A 19174-nucleotide genomic window follows, 5' to 3' on the forward strand; every position below is an offset into this window, starting at 1 on the left:
GGGTGCCGGCGATGAACGCCCTCGTACCGCTGCCGGTGCTGCTGCCGTTGCTGGGGGCGGCCCTGACCCTGCTGCTGGCGAACCGGCCGCTGCCGCAGCGGTTGGTCAGCGTCAGCTGCCTGGGCGCCACCCTGCTGGTGGCGGTGCTGCTGCTGGTGCGGTCGTACCGGCACGGACCACTGGTCGTCGAGATCGGCGCCTGGCCCGCCCCGGTCGGCATCGTGCTGGTGGCCGACCAACTGGCCGCGCTGATGCTCGTCGTCTCCTCGGCGGTGACCCTGTGCGTCCTGCTCTACTCCATCGGTCAGGGGCAGGGGGAGACCGGCGAGAGCGCCCCGCTGGCCATCTTCCACCCCACCTATCTGGTGCTGACCGCGGGCGTGACCAACGCCTTCCTCGCCGGTGACCTGTTCAACCTGTACGTCGGCTTCGAGATGCTGCTCGCCGCGAGCTTCGTCCTGATCACCCTGAACGGCACCCGGCTGCGCATCCGTACCGGCTCCACCTACGTGGTGGTCAACGTCCTGGCCTCGATGATCTTCCTGATCTCGGTGGGCCTGGTGTACGCGGCGACCGGCACCCTCAACCTGGCCCAGCTCGCCGCCCGACTGGACGCCCTGCCTGACGGGGTCCGACTGAGCCTGCAACTGATGCTGCTGCTGGCCTTCGGCATCAAGGCGGCGGTCTTCCCCCTGTCGGCCTGGCTGCCGGACAGCTACCCGACCGCCCCGGCCCCGGTCACCGCGGTCTTCGCCGGACTGCTCACCAAGGTCGGGGTGTACGCGATCATCCGGACCCAGACCCTGCTCTTCCCCGGCGACCAGGCGGGCACCCTGCTGCTGGTGGTGGCCGGGTTGACCATGCTGGTCGGCATCCTCGGCGCGGTGGCCCAGTCGGACATGAAACGACTGTTCTCCTTCACCCTGGTCAGCCACATCGGCTACATGATCTTCGGGGTCGGGCTCAGCACGGTCGCCGGGCTGGTCGGAGCGATCTTCTACGTGGTGCACCACATCACCATCCAGACCACCCTCTTCCTGGTCGCCGGCCTGGTCGAACAACGCACCGGCAGCACCGATCTGCGTCGGCTGGGAGGACTGGCCCGGGTGGCGCCCCTGCTCGGGCTGCTCTTCTTCGTCTCGGCCATGAACCTCGCCGGCATCCCGCCCTTCTCCGGCTTCCTCGGCAAACTCGGGCTGCTCCAGGCCGGGGTGGCCGTCGGAGGGGTGCTGCCCTGGACCCTGGTCGCGGTCGGCACGGTGACCAGCCTGCTGACCCTCTACGTGGCCAGCCGGGTGTGGAGCCTGGCGTTCTGGCGTGCCCCCTGCGAGACCGTCCACCCGAGCGGCCCGCTGCCCGGTCTGACGGTCGGTGCCACCACCGCCCTGGTGGTCCTCGGAGTGGCCCTGACCGTGGTCGCGGGACCCCTGTTCGAGGTGACCAGGGGGGCGGCGGTCGACCTGCGGGAACGCACTCCGTACATCCAGGCCGTCCTGCCGGGCGGGCCGCCGTGACCGGGCCGGGGTCGGCGGGGCCGCAGGGGGTACCGGCCGGGCGGGGACGCCGACGTGACCGACTGATCGCGGTGGGCTGGCTGGTGCTGGCCTGGAACCTGTTCTGGGGCGACTTCAGCTGGGGGAACCTGCTGGGTGGCCTGCTGGTGGCCGCCGCGGTGCTGCTGTTCTTCCCGTTGCCGCCGGTGACCTTCGGTGGCCGGCTGCGGCTGCCCGGCCTGCTGGTGTTCGGGGTGCGGTTCGTCGCCGAACTGGTCCGGGCCAGCCTGCACGTGGCCCGGATCGCGGTGCAGCCCGGCTATGTGCCCCGGTCGGCCGTCGTGGCGGTCCGGCTGCGGGTGCCCACCGACCTCAACCTGGCGCTCACCGCCGAGGTGCTGTCCCTCGTACCGGGCACCTTGATCGTGGAGACGGACCGGGAGGCCGCCGTTCTCTACGTGCATGTGCTCGACGTGCACGGCCCGGCGGACCTCGTCGCCGCCCGCCGGCAGATCCGCATCGTGGAGCGGCGGATCGTCGCGGCGGTCGGTTCGGACGCCGAGTTGCGTCAGGTGCGCTCCGTTTCCGTAGACAAGGAGTCCTGGTGAACTTCGTCCTGGTCCTGGTGATCGCCGGTCTGCTGTCAGTGACCGCCCTGCTCGCCCTGGTGCGGCTCTACCGGGGGCCCTCACTGCTGGACCGGGTGGTCGCCGCCGACATGCTGCTCGCCACGATGGTCAGCGCGGTGGGCGCGGAGGCGGCGCTCAACCGGCATGCCAGCACCCTGCCCGTACTGGTGGTGCTGGGGCTGCTCGGCTTCGTCGGCTCGGTGGCCCTGGCCCGCTTCGCCGTCCGGGACCAGCCGTGACACCGCCGCCCGCCGGGTCGGCCGAGGCGGTGTCCCAGGCGGCGGCGCCGGGGGAGGCCGGCGCGGTGATGGCCCTCGACTGGAGCCCCACCCTGGCGGAGGTGGCCGACTGGCTCGGTGCGGCCAGCCTGGTCGCCGGGGCCCTGCTGAGCCTGGCCGCCGCCATCGGGGTGCTGCGGTTTCCCGACACCCTCAGCCGGATGCACGCCGCCACCAAGCCGCAGGTGCTGGGCGTGCTGTTGCTGCTGCTCGGGGTGGCGCTGCGGCTGCGTACCCCCGCTGATCTCGGCATGGTCGCCCTGGTCGGAGTCTTCCAGCTGGCCACCGCCCCGGTCGCCGCCCAGATGGTGGGTCGGGCCGCCTACCGCTCCGGCCGGCTGAATCGGGACCTGCTCGACGTCGATGAACTGGCCGACCGCTGAGTGACCGGAGAGGGCTGTTGAGGAAGCTGGTACCTGCGGTGACGGCGCTTGCGGAGGTGGCGATGACGGGCGCGCCACACCGTCGCAGGGCACACGGTGCAGCCTCAGCAACGGGCCGGATTCGGCCGGTAGAATGGCTCGCATGATCGACTCTTCTGCCCAGGAGGGCAGCAGTAGCCAGCCGGGTAAGCCCCGGCATTCCCCCGACCCGACGGCCCCGGGAGCCCTGAGCGTCCCGTGTTGATCCTCGTCGGTCTTCTTCTGATCACCCTTCTGACCGTCGCGACGGGTTACTTCGTCGCGCAGGAATTCGGCTACGTCGCCGTGGACCGGGGCAAGCTCAAGCAACGCGCCGCCGAGGGGGACCAGGTTTCCGCCCGGGCCCTGGAGGTGACCGCCCGGCTGTCGTTCATGCTCTCCGGTGCCCAGCTCGGCATCACCGTCACCGCCCTGCTGGTCGGTTACGTCGCCGAGCCGTTCCTCGGTGCCGGCCTGGCCGAGCTGCTCGGGCTGGCCGGGGTCTCCAGCAGCGTCACCCTGCCGCTCTCCGTCGTACTGGCGCTGGTCATCGCGACCGTGGTGCAGATGGTGGTGGGCGAGTTGGCCCCGAAGAACCTGGCCATCGCCGAGCCCGAGCGGGTCGCCCGGGCCCTGGCCCGGTCGACCCTCCTCTACATGACCCTCGCCGGGCCACTGATCAAACTGTTCGACCGGGCCGCGGTGCGGCTGCTGCGGCGCCTCGGTATCGAGCCGATCGAGGAGCTGCCCAGCGGCGCCACCCCGGAGGACCTGGAACGGATCATCGCCGAGTCCCGCCTGGAAGGTCACCTCGACGCGGAGACCTCCGCACTGCTCGACCGAGGGCTCGACTTCCGTGAGCTGACTGCGGGCGAGGTCATGGTGCCCCGGGTCGACGTGCACACCGTACGCGCCGACGAGACCATCAGCCGGGTGGTCGAACTGCTCGACACCGGCCGCTCCCGGTTCCCGGTACGCGGTGCCGAAGGGGTGGACGACCTGATCGGTGTCGTCGGCATCTCCGACGTGCTCCGGGTACCCCCGGCGCAGCGCGCCACCACTCCGATCAGCGAGGTCGCCGGAGCACCGTTGCTGGTGCCGGAGACCCTGCCCCTGCCGATCGTCCTGGACCGGCTGCGCTCCGGACACCGGCAGTTGGCCTGCGTGGTCGACGAGTACGGCGGCTTCGCCGGGGTGATCACGCTGGAGGACATCGCCGAGGAGTTGGTCGGCCCGATCCGCGACGAGGACGACCCGCCGGAGCGGGCCCCGGCCCGACAGGACGACGGTTCCTGGGTGGTACCGGCGCGCTGGCGTATCGACGAGGTCGCCGACAGCACCGGCATCGCGCTGCCCGAACACCCCGAGTACGACACCCTCTCCGGGCTGGTCATGCGGGAGCTGGGCCGGGTGCCGGAGGTCGGCGATCGACTGGAGATCGGCCTGCCGGCCGACGGTGACAACACCGAGGACGGCCCGCGGGCCCTGGTCGAGGTGCTCGCGGTCGACCGGCACGTGGCCGACTCGGTTCGCCTGCAACTCGCCGGCGGGCGTGAGGAGGTGAGCGCGTGAGCACCGGATTCGCGCTGATCACCTCGGTGATCCTGCTGGCGCTCAACGGATTCTTCGTCGCCGCCGAGTTCGCGCTGGTGGCGAGCAAGCGCTACCGCCTGGAGCAGGCGGCAGTCGGCGGTGGTCGGGCGGCCAAGGCCGCGCTCGACGGCGTACGCGAGCTGTCGCTGATGCTGGCCGGCGCACAGCTGGGCATCACCCTGTGCACCCTGGGCCTCGGTGCCCTGGCCGAGCCGGCGATCGAACGGCTGTTGGGGCCGCTGCTGCACGCCGTCGGCCTGCCCTCGGGCGCCAGCCATGTGATCGCCTTGATCTTCGCGCTGAGCCTGGTCACCTTCCTGCACCTGGTGGTCGGCGAGATGGCACCGAAGTCCTGGGCGATCACCCATCCGGAGCGGTCCGCCCTGCTGCTGGCCCTGCCGTTCCGGGCCTTCGCCCGGGTGGCCCGGCCGGTGCTGTCCGCGCTCAACGCGCTGGCCAACGCGATGCTGCGGCTGGTGAAGGTCAACCCGCAGGACCAGTTGGCTCAGGTGCACGGCCCGGACGAGCTGCGGATGCTGCTGGAGCAGTCCCGGGAGCACGGCCTGCTCGGTGCCGCCCAGCACGAACTGCTGACCAGCATGCTGGCGTTGCAGGGGACCACGGTGGCCCAGGTGATGGAGCCCTTCGACCGGATGGTGACGGTCCGCCACGACGACCCGGTCGACCGGATCGAGCAGGTCAGCCAGGACAGTGGCCGGTCGCGGCTGGCGGTGCTGGACTCCGCCGGTGAGGTGGTCGGCCTGGTGCACGTACGGGAGGCGGTGCGAGCCACCGCCGTCCGGCCGGAGGCGACCGCGGCGGATCTGATGAACGAGGCGATCACCCTGCCCGACACGGCGACGGTGAACGAGGCGGTGGCCGTGATGCGGGCCCGTCAGTCGCAGTTGGCCATGGTCCGCAACGGTGCCGGGCCTACCCGGCCGGTCGGCTTCGTCGCCCTGGAGGACCTGCTGGAGGAGGTCATCGGGGAGTTCGACGACGAGACCGACCCGATCCCGCGCGTGATGCGCCGACTCAGGTAAGAGCGACACGGATGCGGCTGACGGGGGTGTCACCGGGCGGTACCGGCCTGACGGTGCAGACCACGTTGGCCAATCCGAGCACCCGCCCCGGCCTACGACTGCCGGGGCGGGTGAACCTGATCGCCGGTTCCGTCGACGTGCCGGTCTACCACGTCCGGCTCGGCCTGGTCAGCACGGTCGAGCCGGACGACCCGGAGGCCCCCCGCCGCCTGGTGCAGTTCCACCAGGCGCAGGTTTCCGACGCCCTGGTTCTGCGGGCGGGTCGGGCCCGCACGATCCCCTTCGAGTTCCCGCTGCCCTGGGAGACTCCGCTGACCACCCTCGGCGGCGTACCGCTGCTCAGCCTGCGGATGGGGCTGCGTACCGAGGTGGCCATCGAACCGGCGCTGGACCAGGGCGCGATGGTGCCGGTCTTCGTCCACCCTCTGCCCACCCAGCAGCATGTCCTGGCGGCCCTGGACACCCTCGGTTTCAGCGCACGTCAGGCCGGGCTGATCGACGGTCGGCTGCCCGGGGTGGCGCAGACCCTGCCCCTGCACCAGCGCTGGGGTTTCTGGGTAGGCCCCCTCTACGCCGGGCCGATCACCGAACTGGAAGTGATCTTCGTGGCCGACTCCGCCGGCCTTGAGGTGATCCTCTGGTGCGATCGCCGGCTGGCGCTGGCCGGCATCACCCACACCAGCATCAGCCGGTTCCGGGTCTGGCATGTCGGCGCCGACGAACGAGACTGGATCTCCACGGTCGACGGCTGGCTACGCGAGACCATCAACCGGCACGCCGCCGCCGCGGCTCACGCCGACTGGTCGGCGACCATCAACGAGTCCGCCCATGTCAGCCGCCCGCCCGACGAGCCGGTCCCGCCCGGCTACGGACTGGGTGGCACGGCCGGTGGTTCCGGCACCGGCGGCGACGGCACCTGAGCCTTCCTGCATCTCAGCCCTGGGCGAGCTTGAGGCCGAAGCCGATGAAGAGGGCCCCGACGGCCGAGGTGGCACCGGCGGACAGCCGGCGCCGCCGCCGGAACTGGGCGGCCAGGAAGGTCCCAGCGAAGATCAACGCGGTCAGGTACAGCGCGCTGGTGACCTGGGCGATCAGGCCGAGCAGCAGGAACGACAACGCCGGCCAGGGGTAGGTCGGGTCGACGAACTGGATGAAGAACGAGACGAAGAACAGGATCGCCTTCGGGTTCAGCAGGCTGATCACCAGCGCCTTGCGGAAGGGGCTGCGCAGCTCCGCCGGCCGGGCGGCGTCGATGAGGCGCGGGGTGGCGGGATCGTTGCGGTCCCGCCAGCGCCGCCAGGCCGCGAGCAGCATGGTCAACCCGACATAGCCCAGGTACGCCGCACCCACGTACTTGATCACGAGGAAGATCGGCGGATACGCCTTGAGCAGCGAGGCCACCCCGGCGGCGGAGAGGAACATCAACACCCCGTCGCCGACGAACACCCCACCCGCCGCCCGGTAGCCGGTGCCCACCCCGCGTTGCGCGGCGGTGGAGAGTACGAACAGCGAATTGGGTCCGGGCAGCAGCACGATGGCCACGGTGCCCAGCACGTACGTCCAGATGTCGGTGATCCCCAGCACGCTGGACATCATCAGGCCGAGGGTGCCTGCGCGCGAAGCATTTCCCGCAGCCTGACCTGTGCATTCGGCCACTCTTCGACAGTCATCGAATACTGCACGGTGTCCCGCCAGGAGCCGTCCGGACGCAGGCGGTGCTTGCGCAGCACCCCCTCCCGGGTCGCGCCGAGCCGTTCGATGGCGCGCTGGGATCGCTCGTTGCGGATGTCGGTGTGCCAGACCACCCGCACCGCCTCCAACTCGCCGAAGGCCCGTTCCAGCAGCAGCAGCTTGGCCTCGGTGTTGATCCCGGTACGCCACCAGGGTCGACCCAGGATGGTGTGCCCGACGGCCACCGACCGCCGCTCGGGATCGATCTCGTAGTACGAGGTGGTGCCGACCACCGCGCCGGTCACCGCGCAGCGCTGCACCCAGGGCACCTGCTCACCCCGTCGCCCGGCGGCCAGGTAGGCCCCGACGGCGGTCCTCAACTCGTCCACGGTGACCGGCTGAGGGGCGCCGAGATGCTGCCACACCTGCGGGTCGGCGGTGGCGCCGAACAGGTCCTCGGCATGGGTCAGGTCCAGCGGCTCCAGCAGTACGTGCTCGCCGCCCAGCACCACGGGCTCGTGCCAGGGGGTGTGGACCGGTCGCAGATAGGGCGGCACCGGCACGGTGACCCCGAGGTCCGGCTCCGGCAGCCCGGCGGTCAACCGCAGCGGGAGCACCCCGGCCCAGTGCGGCAGCGCGTGGTCGGCCGGGTCTTCGTTGACGCCACCGGCGCGGGCGCGTACGGAGACCTCCGTCAGTGGCAACGCCAGCACGGCGGTCTCGGCCAGTTCCCGCCGGTTCGGCGGCCGGCTGTCCGCCGCGCGGCCGGGGCCGACCTTGTCGACCAGGGCGGTCAGCACCTCGGCCTTCTCGGCGGCGTCGGTGACCAGCCGGGCGGTGCCGTGCGCGATGACCGAGCGGTAGTTGGCGCTGTGGTGGAACTGCGAGCGGGCGTAGACCAGGCCGTCCAGCAGGGTGACGGCCACGCAGACCGGCAACCCCTCACCCCGGGCGGCCAGCAGGGGCCGGCTGCCGGTGGAGCCGTGCAGGTAGAGGGTGTCGCCGAGGCGTACGTGCAGGGTGGGCAGCACCCGGGGCTCGCCGTCCACGGTGAATCCGAGGGCGCAGTGGTACGCCTCGTCCAGCACGGCGTGGGCGGCGTCCCGGTCGTAGCTCATCCGCTCCCGGGAGCGGCTGGCGGTGGTTCGGGCAGTCGGCGCGTACATGCTCCCGCCTTTGTTCTAGTACAATACTGAATTTGTGTCAGCACGATATCAGGTGACCGGTGCGACGGCCGCCGAGATCTCCGCCAGCATCGAGTCCGGCATCCGCGACGCCGCCCTGACCCCCGGCGACCCCCTGCCGCCGGTGCGGGTGCTCGCCGCCGCCCTGGCCGTCAGCCCGGCCACGGTCTCCCGCGCCTACGCCGAACTGCGCCGACGTGGACTCATCGTCACCGCCGGCCGGCACGGCACCCGGGTACGCCCCCGCCCACCGGTAGCCGCCCGCCGGTCCGCCCTGCACCCGCCATCCGGCGCCGGACTGCGCGACCTGTCCCGAGGCGAACCGGACCTCCGGCTGCTGCCACCGCTCGGCCCCCACCTGGCCGCGCTGGCCGACACCATCGGCCCGGCGACCAGCTACTCCGACGCCGGCACCCTGCCCGAATTCGCCGAGGCGGCGCGTGAACGGCTGGCCGCCGACGGCGTACCCGCCACCGACCTGACCCTCAGCGGCGGCGCGCTCGACGGCATCGAGCGACTCCTCACCACCTGGCTGCGCCCCGGGGACGCGGTGGCCGTGGAGGATCCCGGCTGGGCCAACCAACTCGACCTCATCGCCGCCCTGGGCCTGCGCCCGATCGGCGTACCGGTCGACGACGACGGCCCACTGGTCGCCGGGGTGGCCGCCGCGCTCGCCGCCGGGGCCCGGGCGCTCATCGTGACCAGTCGCGCCCAGAACCCCACCGGCGCGGCCGTCTCCGCCGACCGCGCCGCCGCCCTGCGTGACCTGCTGGCCGGTCGCGCCGACGTACTGCTGATCGAGGACGACCACGCCGCCGAACTGGCCCGGGTACCGCTGCACCCGCTGGCCGGGGCGACCGCCCACTGGGCCTTCCTCCGCTCGGTGAGCAAACCCTTCGGCCCCGACCTGCGCCTGGCCGTGCTGGCCGGAGACGAGACCACGGTGGCCCGGGTGGCCGGCCGTACCCGGGTCGGCACCGGCTGGGTCTCCACCGTGGCGCAGCGGCTGGTGCTGTCCCTGTGGCGCGACCCGGCGGTGACCGCCCTGATCGAACGGGCCGCCGACAGCTACGAACGCCGCCGACGTGGACTCGTCGAGGCCCTCGCCGAACGCGGCCTGACCGCACACGGCCGCAGTGGGCTCAACGTGTGGATCCCGGTGACCGACGAAACCGTCGCCTCCACCGTGCTGCGCGACGCCGGCTGGCTGGCCGCCCCCGGCGCCCTCTTCCGCATCGCCAGCCCGCCCGCCCTACGCCTCACCGTCAGCCCCCTCACCGACCCAGACCTCCACCCCCTGACCCAAACCCTCACCCAAGCCGCCCACCCCACCCCACCCCCCCACTTCACCACCTAACCCACCCCACCCACCCCACCCCCACCGCGTGCCCCGCGCGCCGCGCCCCGCCGCGCCCTCCGTCCCCCGCGATCTTGCACTTTTGGTCGGGGCATACCTCGTATTCGTGTGCAAAAGGGAGACCAAAAGTGCATGATCGGCGCGGGTGATCGGCGCGGGTGCTCGGGGTGCTCGGGGTGCTCGGGGTTCTCGGGGGTGGCGTGGCGGGGTGGCGTGGCGGGGTGGAGGGGACTGGGGTGGGTGGGGCGGGTAGAAAGGTGGGCATGGTCGATATTGCGCCCGGGGCGCAGCAGTTCATCCCACCGCAGGCGGAGACCCTCGACGACCTGCGCGCGGCCGCTGCCGGTTGTCGGGGCTGCGAGCTGTACCGGGACGCCTCGCAGACCGTCTTCGGCCGGGGTGACGCCACCGCCCGGCTGGTCTTCGTCGGTGAGCAACCCGGCGACATGGAGGATCAGAAGGGGCTGCCCTTCGTCGGCCCCGCGGGCCGGCTGCTGCGTCGCGCGGTCGACGACGCGGGGCTCGACCCCGGCCACATCTACCTCACCAACGCCGTGAAGCACTTCCGATTCGAGTTGCGCGGCAGGCGACGCATTCACCAGACCCCGGACCAGGTGCACATCACCGCCTGTCGACCCTGGTTGGTCGCCGAGTTCACCAAGCTGAACCCGCAGGTCATCGTGGTGCTCGGCGCTACCGCTGCGAAGGCCCTGCTCGGTCCGGGTTTCCGGGTCACCCGCCAGCGTGGCGAACTGCTGCCCTGGCCGGCCGCCGCCCAGCACCCCGAGGACTTTCAACGGGTACCGGTGGACAGCGCCGGAGATACCACCGACGCGCCGTCGGCCCGCCTGCTGGCCACCATCCACCCCTCCGCCGTGCTCCGCGCGGACGACCAGGACAAGGCGTACGAAGGACTGGTCGCCGACCTGACCGTCGCCGCGCGTGCCCTCACCTGACCACTGCCCGGTAAACCCGGCCACTGCCCGGAACTCGGCCCCGGCTGCGGGGTGCCCGCCCCTGCTGGTGGACACGAGTACGCTGCCTGCGGAGTGTCGATGGGTCGCCCCCGACATGCCTGCCAGGCCCACAGGGGACGGCGGTGCGGCCGGTCCGTGGTCGATCGAGATCAAGAAAGAGATCTTCGGGTGCGGCCTGGGACTGTGACGGAAGCCGAGGAAGAGCGTTGACCACCGATCTGACCATCACGGCATCCGCGCCGCCCGACATCGTGCCGATCCAGCGGCGTACCCTGCGCCTGCTGTTCAGCACCCAGATCATCGGTGGCATCGGGGTGACCATCGGCATCGCCGTGGGCGGGCTGCTCGCTGCCGAGATCGCCGGCACCGCGGTCTCCGGCCTGGTGCTGAGCGCCTCCGTGGTCGGCGGTGCCCTGCTCGCCATCCCGGTCACCCGGATCATCACCCGACACGGCCGTCGCCCGGGCCTGGCCTTCGCGTACGGTGTCGGCGCCGTGGGCGGGGCCCTGGTGGTGCTCGCCGCGGCGAGCGGGTCGATCCCGCTGCTCTTTCTCGGCATGCTCATGTTCGGTGGCGGCTCCGCGGCCAATCTCCAGGCCCGCTACGCCGCGGTCGATCTCGCCGCGCCGAACCGCCGGGCCCGGCAACTGTCACTGATCGTCTGGGCCACCACGGTCGGCGCGGTGGCGGCACCGAACTTCGCCGCGCTCGCCGACCGGGCCGGTGGGGGTTGGGGACTGCCACCACTGTCCGGCCCGTTCGCCTTCAGCACGGTGGCGTTCCTGCTGGCCGCCGGCGTACTGCTGCTGTGGTTGCGACCGGACCCGCTGCTCACCGCCCGCCGGTTCGCGGCGGCCCGGGCCGCCGCGAACCCCGCCACCGAGCCGGCCGAGGCCGGTGCGGGGACGCCGGTCAAGTTGCCCACCGCGCCGTCGGCCGGGCGCGGCGCGGGCCTGCGGGCCGGCTGGCTGGTGGTACGCGCCCAGCCCGCCGCCCGGCTCGGCGTCGCCGCCGTGGCGGTCGGTCACCTGGTGATGGTGGCGGTGATGGCGATGGCCCCGGTGCACCTGCGGGACCACTATCCCGTCGAGGAGGTGCTCCCGGTGGTCGGCCTGGTGCTCAGCCTGCACATCGCCGGCATGTACGCGTTGGCGCCGCTGGTCGGCTGGCTGGCCGACCGGCTCGGTCGGCGCGGGGTCATCCTCGGCGGGGTCGGCATGCTGCTGGCCGCCTGCGCGGTCGCCGGTACCGCCGGGCACAGCACTTTCCGGCTCGCCGTCGGGCTGGTGCTGCTCGGGCTGGGCTGGTCGGCGACCATGGTGGCCGGCTCCACCCTGCTGTCGGAGTCGGTGCCGGACGCGGTACGACCGCACGCCCAGGGCCTGTCCGACCTGCTGATGGGGTTGGCCGGTGCCCTGGCCGGGGCGGTCAGCGGTTTCGTCATGGAGTGGGCGGGCTATCCGGTGCTGAGCCTGCTCGCCGCGGTCGCGGTGGCACCGCTGCTGGCACTAGCGTTGCGTCCGGTGCGGCCGGGCGTACCGGAGGAGGAAGGGCGGGCACAGTGCGGCTGACGGACTTCTGGACGCGGCTGGAGGAGGCTTTCGGGCCGGGCTACGCGGCCAGCATCGCCCGCGACCAGGTGCTGTCGCAGCTCGGTGGGCGAACCATCGAGCAGGCCCTCGCCGACGGTGAGCAGACCCACGTGGTGTGGCGTGCGGTGGTCGCCGCCTATCCCGACCGGGTGCCGACCCGGCTACGCTGAGCAGCCGATTCGTTACTTCCGCGTGTCTGTTGCCGACTCGTACACCTGTTCGGCTATTGTCCACAGCGAGGTGCTCGTCCACAGGTCACGGCCGGTCGGCTGGTTTTCTGTCGGACCTAGCGCCTAGCGTGTGTCGCGTGACGCGAAGCTCAGGAAAGACGCCGGTGAAGGCAGGGGTGGCAACGATGGCGGCAGGGCCCGACCGGGAGAAGGCGCTCGACCTTGCTCTCGCTCAGATCGACAAACAGTTCGGCAAGGGCTCGGTGATGCGGCTGGGGGAGCGGCCGGTCGTGCAGACCGCGATCATCCCCACCGGTTCCATCGCCCTCGACGTCGCCCTCGGCGTGGGTGGCCTGCCCCGGGGGCGGGTCATCGAGATCTACGGCCCGGAGAGCAGCGGTAAGACCACGGTCGCCCTGCACGCGGTGGCCAACGCCCAGCGCAACGGCGGCATCGCCGCCTTCATCGACGCCGAGCACGCACTCGACCCGGAGTACGCCAAGGCCCTCGGTGTCGACACCGACGCCCTGCTGGTCTCCCAGCCGGACACCGGTGAGCAGGCGCTGGAGATCGCGGACATGCTGGTCCGCTCCGGCGCGCTGGACATCATCGTGATCGACTCGGTGGCCGCGCTGGTGCCGCGCGCCGAGATCGAGGGTGAGATGGGCGACAGCCACGTGGGTCTCCAGGCCCGGCTGATGAGCCAGGCGCTGCGGAAGATCACCGGTGTGCTCAACAACACCGGCACCACCGCGATCTTCATCAACCAGCTCCGCGAGAAGATCGGGGTCATGTTCGGGAGTCCCGAGACGACCACGGGTGGTCGGGCGTTGAAGTTCTACGCCTCGGTCCGGCTCGACGTGCGGCGCATCGAGAGCCTGAAGGACGGCACCGACGTGGTCGGTAACCGCACCCGGGTCAAGGTCGTGAAGAACAAGGTCGCCTCTCCGTTCAAGCAGGCCGAGTTCGACATCATGTACGGCAAGGGCATCTCCCGCGAGGGCTCGCTGATCGACGTCGGTGTCGAGCAGGCGATCATCCGGAAGTCCGGCGCCTGGTACACCTACGAGGGCGACCAGCTCGGCCAGGGCAAGGAGAAGGCCCGCGAGTTCCTCCGGGAGAACCCGGACGTGGCCGCCGAGATCGAGAAGAAGATCCTGGAGAAGCTCGGCGTCGGGGTCGGCGCGGGCGATGCCGCCGGTGGCCCGGAGCTGCCGCCGGTCGACTTCTGATCTGATCAGTGACTGGACGACGTGCCCGTACGGGGCGGGGCTGGGATGCCAGTCCGCCCCGCACGGGCGATTCCACACCGCGTCCGCGCCGGGGCCGCCGCACGTCCGGCGACGAGCCCACACCGGGCCCCGGTGCCGCCGGGCGGGACGAGGCCGACCAGGCGGCTGCCACCCCTCGGGACGAGGCCGAGGTGGCTCGGGAGATCTGCCTGCGGCAACTGGCGGTCCGCCCCCGCACCCGCGCCGAGTTGGCCACCGCGCTGGCCCGGCGGGGCATCTCCGAGGAGACCGCCGGCGAGGTTCTCGACCGTTACGACGAGGTCGGCATCATCGACGACGCCGCGTTCGCTCGGGCCTGGGTGAGTAGTCGGCACTCCGGTCGTGGGCTGGCCCGCCGGGCCTTGGCCAACGAGCTGCGGCAACGCGGGGTGGACGGGGACACCGCCAGCGCGGCCCTGGAGGAGTTGGACGAGAACACCGAGGCGGAGACGGCCCGTGCTCTGGTGCAGCGGAAGCTGCGTACCGTCCGGGGTGAGCCGGAGGCGGTGTTCCGGCGGCTGGTCGGCATGTTGGCTCGCAAGGGCTACCCACCGGGGGTGGCGATCCGGGCGGTCAAGGAGGCCCTGGCCGCGCAGAGCGCCGAGGCGGCCGAGTTCGCCGAGCAGATCGACGCGGACGCCCTGGCCGACACCGAGGGGTGACCGCCCGGCCGACAGGAGGCGCGAGCATGTTGCAGGGTTGCCTCAACGGGAACCGTGGCCGCGACAGCCATCCTGCCGTGCCGTTGAGCCCTGCCGAGTTGGCGGCCGACGTGGCCCGGTGCGCCGGGCTGGGGGTCACTGCGGTGCACGTCCATCCGCGTACCGCCGAGGGGGTGGAGTCCCTGGGGCCGGGGGTCGTCGCTGATGCCCTCGTGGCGATCCGCGCGGCGGTGCCGGGCCTGTTGGTGGGGGTGAGCACCGGGGCGTGGATCGAACCGGATCCGCAGGCCCGGGTGGCGGCGGTGCAGTCCTGGACGGTGCTGCCCGACTTCGCCTCGGTCAACGCGCACGAGCCCGGGGCGGAGGCGGTGGCGCGGGCCCTGCACGAGCGGGGGGTCATGGTGGAGGCCGGGCTCTGGACGGTCCCGGCGGTCGAGGCCTACCTCGGTTGGCGGGTGCCGGTCGGCCGGGTGCTGGTGGAGTGCATGGCGCCCGCGCCGGAGGATGCCCTGGCCGAGGCGGCCGCTATGCTCGACGCGCTCCCGCCGGGAGGGCCTGCGGTGCTGTTGCACGCCGAGGGTGCCGGGGTCTGGGCGGTGTTGACGGAGGCGGTCCGGCGGGGCCTGGCCACCCGGATCGGGCTGGAGGACACCCTGCGGCTGCCGGACGGGTCGCCGGCGCCGGACAACGTCGCTCTGGTGGCTGCCGCCGCCGCACTGGGTGCCGGTTGACCCGGGCCGCTGGGCCGTGGCCGGGGATCCGGGTGGATAATCGTCTCGATTGTGTCGGTCTGACCGACTCGTGCTCAGCGCAGCGTCACGACACAACTTCGCTCCGTCTGGGTGGTTTGATCATGACTTCTTGACCGGAGGCCCTCGGAGACCTAGCCTCGCCATAAAGGCTCACATTGCCCGACCAAGCGCAGGCTAAGCGCACAACATAGATCGCGTAACAGAACAGCATCACTTTGGCCAGCGTCAACGGCCACTGACGCCAGCTTCGGACAGGCCGGTCCGAGGCCGAGGCGACAACTGCACCTGGCCTGCCGACGGTCCCACGGGCCCCGTCGGCAGGGAGAGCTATCCGCGGCCTGCGCTCCGGTCGGGCGTCCAGAGCCGTAGGAGCACGCCCACCGGCGGGTCCTACGGCGCGACGTTCAGGGGAGGCGCGCCATGGCGGGGCGACAGAGGTTCACCAGGTGGCCGGCATGAGCGAGCGTGGCGGGCGGGCCGGCGCGGACTCCGGCGCCGCCGACGAGGATGAGCAGAGCTCCGGGCACCCGGATCCGGTGTTGCGGCCGGGCGCTGACAGGTCGGGCTCTGCGGCCCTTCGACAGGGCGGGGTGCCGGCATGAGGGCACTGGACGTCGTACTCCTGATCGTCGTGTTGGTGCTGACCGTGGTGGTGCTCGCCGCGGCGGTCTTCGGGGCGCGGGTGCTGCGCGGGCTACAGACGCGACCGGTGCCGGAGGATCCGGCGTACATCGCCGAGAAGGACCGCCAGGAGCAGTCCCTGGCCGCGCTGCGGACGGCCGCCGACGAGGCGAACAGCACCATTGATGTGGCGAAGTCCGCGGCGGCGGCGGCCCGGGCTGAGGCGGCGGCGGCCCGGGCTGAGGCCAAGGCGGCCCGGGCGGAGGCGCGGCGGGTCCTCGACGACGCCCGTGCCGAGGCGGACACCGTGCTGGAACGGGCGCACAAGCAGGCCGAGGCGGACGCCGAGCAGTTGCGCAACGCGGCCCGGCGCAGTGGTGAGCGGGAGGTGGCGGTGCTCGCCGCGACCACCCGGGAGCAGGCGGCCGAGGTGGAGCGGCGGGCGGCCCGGATGGACGAGCGGGAGCGGATGCACACCGAGGAGGTGGAGCGACTCGCCGAGCGGGAGCGGCAGTTGACCGCGGTCAGTGCCGCTCTCGCCGCCCGGGAGGCCGCCCTGACGGCCCGGGAGGCGGAGCTGGCCGAGGCGGAGAGCCAGCGGCGGCGCGAGTTGGAGCGGGTGGCGGGGTTGACCGCCGACGCCGCCCGGACCGAGCTGGTGGAGACCATCGAGGGCCAGGCCAAGCGGGAGGCAGCGCTGCTGGTGCGGGAGATCGAGTCGGATGCCCGCTCCACCGCGGAACAGCGGGCCCGGCACATCGTGGTCGACGCGATCCAGCGGGTGGCCAGTGAGCAGACCGCCGAGAGCGTGGTCAGTGTGCTGCATCTGCCGGGTGACGAGATGAAGGGTCGGATCATCGGCCGGGAGGGCCGCAACATCCGGGCCTTCGAGTCGGTCACCGGGGTCAACCTGATCATCGACGACACCCCCGAGGCGGTGTTGCTGTCCTGCTTCGACCCGGTACGTCGGGAGGTGGGTCGGCTGACCCTGGAGAAGCTGGTGCTGGACGGGCGGATCCATCCGCACCGCATCGAGGAGGTGCACGAGTTGGCTCGGCAGGAGGTGGACCAGCTGTGCCAGCGGGCCGCCGAGGACGCCCTGGTGGAGGTCGGCATCACCGAGATCCACCCGGAGCTGGTCACCCTGTTGGGGCGGCTGCGCTACCGCACCTCGTACGGGCAGAACGTGCTCAAGCATCTGGTGGAGACCGCGCACATCGCCGGCGTCATGGCCGCCGAACTGCGCCTGGACGTGCCACTGATCAAGCGGTCGGCCTTCCTGCACGACATCGGCAAGGCGCTCACCCATGAGGTGGAGGGCAGCCACGCCATCATCGGCGCCGACGTGGCCCGCAAGTACGGCGAGAGCGAGGACGTGGTGCACGCCATCGAGGCGCACCACAACGAGGTGCCGCCGCAGACCGTCGAGGCGGTGCTGACCCAGGCCTCGGACGCCTGCTCGGGGGGTCGGCCGGGGGCACGGCGGGAGAGCCTGGAGGCGTACGTGAAGCGGCTGGAGCGGATCGAGGAGATCGCGGCCGGCAAGCTCGGTGTGGAGAAGGTCTTCGCCATGCAGGCCGGTCGGGAGATCCGGGTGATGGTCAAGCCGGACGACGTGGACGACATCGGCGCGGCGGTGCTGGCCCGGGACGTGGCCAAGCAGATCGAGGAGGAGCTGACCTATCCGGGTCAGATCCGGGTGACCGTGGTCCGCGAGTCCCGGGTCACCGAGATCGCCCGCTGACCGAGGGCCCGGCCGCAGCGGCGGGGCGGGGCACACCAGCGGCGCGGCGGGGCACGCCTTCGGGGCGCACCACCACAGACTGAAACGACAGGGCCGGCCCGAATGGGCCGGCCCTGTCGCGTACGTCGAGGTTCGCTCAGCCTTGCGGCTCGACCGTGGTGGCGTTGGCCGGGGCCTGGTTGTTACGCGGTTTGCGCGCCCGACGGGTGGCGGTGCGGCGCTCCAGCCAACCGGCGAAGGCGGTCAGCAGCGAGTTGATGATGATGTAGATCACCGCGATCACGATCGCCGCCGGGATGATGTTGCCGTAGTTGGCGGCGAGGTCGTTGACACCCCGCTGGAGCAGCTCGGGGTAGGCCACGATGTAGCCCAGTGCGGTGTCCTTGAGCAGCACCACCAGCTGGCTGACGATGATCGGCAGCATGGCCCGGGCCGCCTGCGGGATCAGGATCAGCTGCATGACCTGGCTCTTGCGCATACCGATCGCGTACGCCGCCTCGGCCTGCCCACCGGGCACGGACCGGATGCCGGCGCGGAAGGCCTCGGCGAGCACCGATCCGTTGTAGAGGGTCAGACCGATCACCACGGCCCAGAAGGCGTTCACCGGCCCGTTGATCACGTACGGCAGGCCGTAGAAGATGAAGAAGATCATCAACAGCAGGGGTACGGCCCGGAAGAACTCCACGATCGCACCGGCCGGAATGCTGATCCACAAGTGGTCGGAGAGCCGGGCGACCGCGAAGATGATGCCGAAGGCCAGGGAGAGCAACATGCCCACCCCGGCCGCCTTGAGGGTGGCCCACAGGCCCGGCACGATGAACTGGGTCCAGGTCTTCGGCTCGGTGAACGGCTTCCACAGCCAGGCTTCCAACTGGTTCGCCTGGTCGAACTTGGTGTAGATCCAGTAGACCAACCCGAGCAGGGCGACACCGAAGACCACGCTGAGGACGGTGTTGCGCACCTTGGCGCGTGGCCCCGGGTGGTCGTAGAGGACGCTGCTGGTGCTCATCAGCGCTTCACCGCCAGTTTGTTGGCCAGCCAGCCGAAGAAGTAGCCGGTGGGGATGAGGAGCGCGGCGAACGTGCCGGCGAAGACCAGGAAGATCTGGATGACGGCGTCACCGTTGAAGTTGATCAGGTCCTTCATCACGTTGGAGGACTCCATCAACCCGATGGTGCCGACGATCGTGGCGTTCTTGCAGAGCGCGATGAGGATGCTGCCGAACGGCGCGATCACCGAACGCGCGGCCTGCGGCAGGACCACGATCCGCAGGGTCTGCCCGAAGGTCAGCCCGATGGCCCGGGCCGCTTCGGCCTGCCCGGTCGGCACGGTGTTGATGCCGGAGCGGACCGCCTCACAGACGAACGCGGAGGTGTAGGTCGACAGGCCGATCACGCCGAGCCAGAAGACGTTGAGGTCCAGCTCCTGCGACAGGCTCAGCCCGAGGGTGACGAACAGGCCGAAGTAGCAGAAGAAGACGACCAGCGTGAGCGGGGTGTTACGGAAGATGTTGACCCAGGCTGCGCCGAAGCCGCGCAGTACGGGTACGGGGGAGACCCGCATCGCGGCCAGCAACACGCCGAGCACCAGCGCGGTGGCCGCTGACGCGCCGGTCAGCTTGAGGATCCAGAGGAAACCCGACACGTACGCGTCGAAGTTCTTCGGATCAGAGAATACGTGCATGCTTCGGCTCCCGGGGCACGTGTTGGCGGCCGGTGACAGGCCGGAGCCGGCAC

General features: G+C 71.5%; 20 protein-coding genes. 16 read left to right on the top strand and 4 right to left on the bottom strand.

All coding sequences use genetic code 11. The features are described 5' to 3' along the window. Nucleotides 1–11 precede the first annotated feature (11 nt). From ACLQ2T_RS06995 to ACLQ2T_RS07025, 7 genes are all read left to right on the top strand, one after another. The gene (locus ACLQ2T_RS06995) at nucleotides 12–1514 is read left to right on the top strand and encodes a Na+/H+ antiporter subunit D (protein WP_425765142.1); all 1503 of its coding nucleotides are present in this window, start codon (nucleotides 12–14) and stop codon (nucleotides 1512–1514) included. After that, entirely contained in the window at nucleotides 1511–2101 is a 591-nt protein-coding gene (locus ACLQ2T_RS07000; RefSeq protein WP_425765143.1) for a Na+/H+ antiporter subunit E, read from the top strand. The genes ACLQ2T_RS06995 and ACLQ2T_RS07000 overlap by 4 nt, the downstream gene beginning before the upstream one ends. Further along, the gene (locus ACLQ2T_RS07005; protein ID WP_425765144.1) at nucleotides 2098–2361 is read left to right on the top strand and encodes a monovalent cation/H+ antiporter complex subunit F; all 264 of its coding nucleotides are present in this window, start codon (nucleotides 2098–2100) and stop codon (nucleotides 2359–2361) included. Before ACLQ2T_RS07000 ends, ACLQ2T_RS07005 begins: the two co-directional genes overlap by 4 nt. Further along, entirely contained in the window at nucleotides 2358–2783 is a 426-nt protein-coding gene (gene mnhG / locus ACLQ2T_RS07010; RefSeq protein ID WP_425765145.1) for a monovalent cation/H(+) antiporter subunit G, read from the top strand. The genes ACLQ2T_RS07005 and mnhG overlap by 4 nt, the downstream gene beginning before the upstream one ends. A 237-nt stretch (nucleotides 2784–3020) precedes the next feature. Then, entirely contained in the window at nucleotides 3021–4373 is a 1353-nt protein-coding gene (locus ACLQ2T_RS07015; RefSeq protein WP_425765146.1) for a hemolysin family protein, read from the top strand. Next, nucleotides 4370–5437: a hemolysin family protein gene (locus ACLQ2T_RS07020; RefSeq protein WP_425765147.1), complete on the top strand. Its 1068-nt coding sequence runs from the start codon at nucleotides 4370–4372 to the stop codon at nucleotides 5435–5437. The genes ACLQ2T_RS07015 and ACLQ2T_RS07020 overlap by 4 nt, the downstream gene beginning before the upstream one ends. A gap of 11 nt (nucleotides 5438–5448) precedes the next feature. After that, nucleotides 5449–6357 carry a sporulation protein gene (locus ACLQ2T_RS07025; protein ID WP_425765148.1) on the top strand — a complete coding sequence of 303 codons (909 nt, stop codon included), beginning with the start codon at nucleotides 5449–5451 and terminating at the stop codon, nucleotides 6355–6357. A gap of 13 nt (nucleotides 6358–6370) precedes the next feature. Here the strand turns inward: ACLQ2T_RS07025 and leuE are convergent, their stop codons facing one another. Both leuE and ACLQ2T_RS07035 read right to left on the bottom strand, forming a co-directional pair. Next, complete coding sequence (gene leuE / locus ACLQ2T_RS07030; RefSeq protein ID WP_425765149.1) at nucleotides 6371–7033, bottom strand: leucine efflux protein LeuE; 663 nt, start codon at nucleotides 7031–7033, stop codon at nucleotides 6371–6373. Then, complete coding sequence (locus tag ACLQ2T_RS07035) at nucleotides 7033–8274, bottom strand: bifunctional pyridoxamine 5'-phosphate oxidase family protein/GNAT family N-acetyltransferase (protein ID WP_425765150.1); 1242 nt, start codon at nucleotides 8272–8274, stop codon at nucleotides 7033–7035. The genes leuE and ACLQ2T_RS07035 overlap by 1 nt, the downstream gene beginning before the upstream one ends. A gap of 34 nt (nucleotides 8275–8308) precedes the next feature. Here ACLQ2T_RS07035 and ACLQ2T_RS07040 point away from each other — a divergent pair, with 34 nt between their 5' ends. From ACLQ2T_RS07040 to rny, 9 genes are all read left to right on the top strand, one after another. Beyond that, nucleotides 8309–9649 carry an aminotransferase class I/II-fold pyridoxal phosphate-dependent enzyme gene (locus ACLQ2T_RS07040; protein ID WP_425765151.1) on the top strand — a complete coding sequence of 447 codons (1341 nt, stop codon included), beginning with the start codon at nucleotides 8309–8311 and terminating at the stop codon, nucleotides 9647–9649. Nucleotides 9650–9912: 263 nt separating this feature from the next. Next, nucleotides 9913–10605 carry a UdgX family uracil-DNA binding protein gene (locus ACLQ2T_RS07045; RefSeq protein ID WP_425765152.1) on the top strand — a complete coding sequence of 231 codons (693 nt, stop codon included), beginning with the start codon at nucleotides 9913–9915 and terminating at the stop codon, nucleotides 10603–10605. A 227-nt stretch (nucleotides 10606–10832) separates the two neighbouring features. Next, on the top strand, nucleotides 10833–12197 hold the full coding sequence (locus ACLQ2T_RS07050) for an MFS transporter (protein WP_425765153.1): 1365 nt from the start codon (nucleotides 10833–10835) through the stop codon (nucleotides 12195–12197). Continuing rightward, the gene (locus ACLQ2T_RS07055; protein WP_425765154.1) at nucleotides 12188–12388 is read left to right on the top strand and encodes a DUF3046 domain-containing protein; all 201 of its coding nucleotides are present in this window, start codon (nucleotides 12188–12190) and stop codon (nucleotides 12386–12388) included. Before ACLQ2T_RS07050 ends, ACLQ2T_RS07055 begins: the two co-directional genes overlap by 10 nt. 185 nt (nucleotides 12389–12573) lie before the next feature. After that, a complete protein-coding gene (gene recA, locus ACLQ2T_RS07060; protein ID WP_119573308.1) occupies nucleotides 12574–13620 on the top strand; it encodes a recombinase RecA in 1047 nt (348 codons plus the stop codon). Nucleotides 13621–13628: 8 nt separating this feature from the next. Further along, entirely contained in the window at nucleotides 13629–14321 is a 693-nt protein-coding gene (locus ACLQ2T_RS07065) for a regulatory protein RecX (RefSeq protein ID WP_425765155.1), read from the top strand. Nucleotides 14322–14347: 26 nt separating this feature from the next. Continuing rightward, a complete protein-coding gene (locus ACLQ2T_RS07070) occupies nucleotides 14348–15052 on the top strand; it encodes a 3-keto-5-aminohexanoate cleavage protein (RefSeq protein ID WP_425765156.1) in 705 nt (234 codons plus the stop codon). A gap of 476 nt (nucleotides 15053–15528) precedes the next feature. After that, complete coding sequence (locus ACLQ2T_RS07075) at nucleotides 15529–15675, top strand: hypothetical protein (protein WP_425765157.1); 147 nt, start codon at nucleotides 15529–15531, stop codon at nucleotides 15673–15675. Then, a complete protein-coding gene (rny, locus tag ACLQ2T_RS07080) occupies nucleotides 15672–17438 on the top strand; it encodes a ribonuclease Y (protein ID WP_425765158.1) in 1767 nt (588 codons plus the stop codon). Before ACLQ2T_RS07075 ends, rny begins: the two co-directional genes overlap by 4 nt. A 136-nt stretch (nucleotides 17439–17574) precedes the next feature. Here the strand turns inward: rny and ACLQ2T_RS07085 are convergent, their stop codons facing one another. Together ACLQ2T_RS07085 and ACLQ2T_RS07090 are read right to left on the bottom strand one after the other, a co-directional pair. Next, nucleotides 17575–18447 carry an amino acid ABC transporter permease gene (locus ACLQ2T_RS07085; RefSeq protein WP_425765159.1) on the bottom strand — a complete coding sequence of 291 codons (873 nt, stop codon included), beginning with the start codon at nucleotides 18445–18447 and terminating at the stop codon, nucleotides 17575–17577. Next, the gene (locus ACLQ2T_RS07090) at nucleotides 18447–19121 is read right to left on the bottom strand and encodes an amino acid ABC transporter permease (RefSeq protein ID WP_425765160.1); all 675 of its coding nucleotides are present in this window, start codon (nucleotides 19119–19121) and stop codon (nucleotides 18447–18449) included. The genes ACLQ2T_RS07085 and ACLQ2T_RS07090 overlap by 1 nt, the downstream gene beginning before the upstream one ends. Nucleotides 19122–19174 lie beyond the last annotated feature (53 nt).

The organism is Micromonospora sp. DT229, from assembly GCF_049844505.1.
GTDB lineage: Bacteria > Actinomycetota > Actinomycetes > Mycobacteriales > Micromonosporaceae > Micromonospora.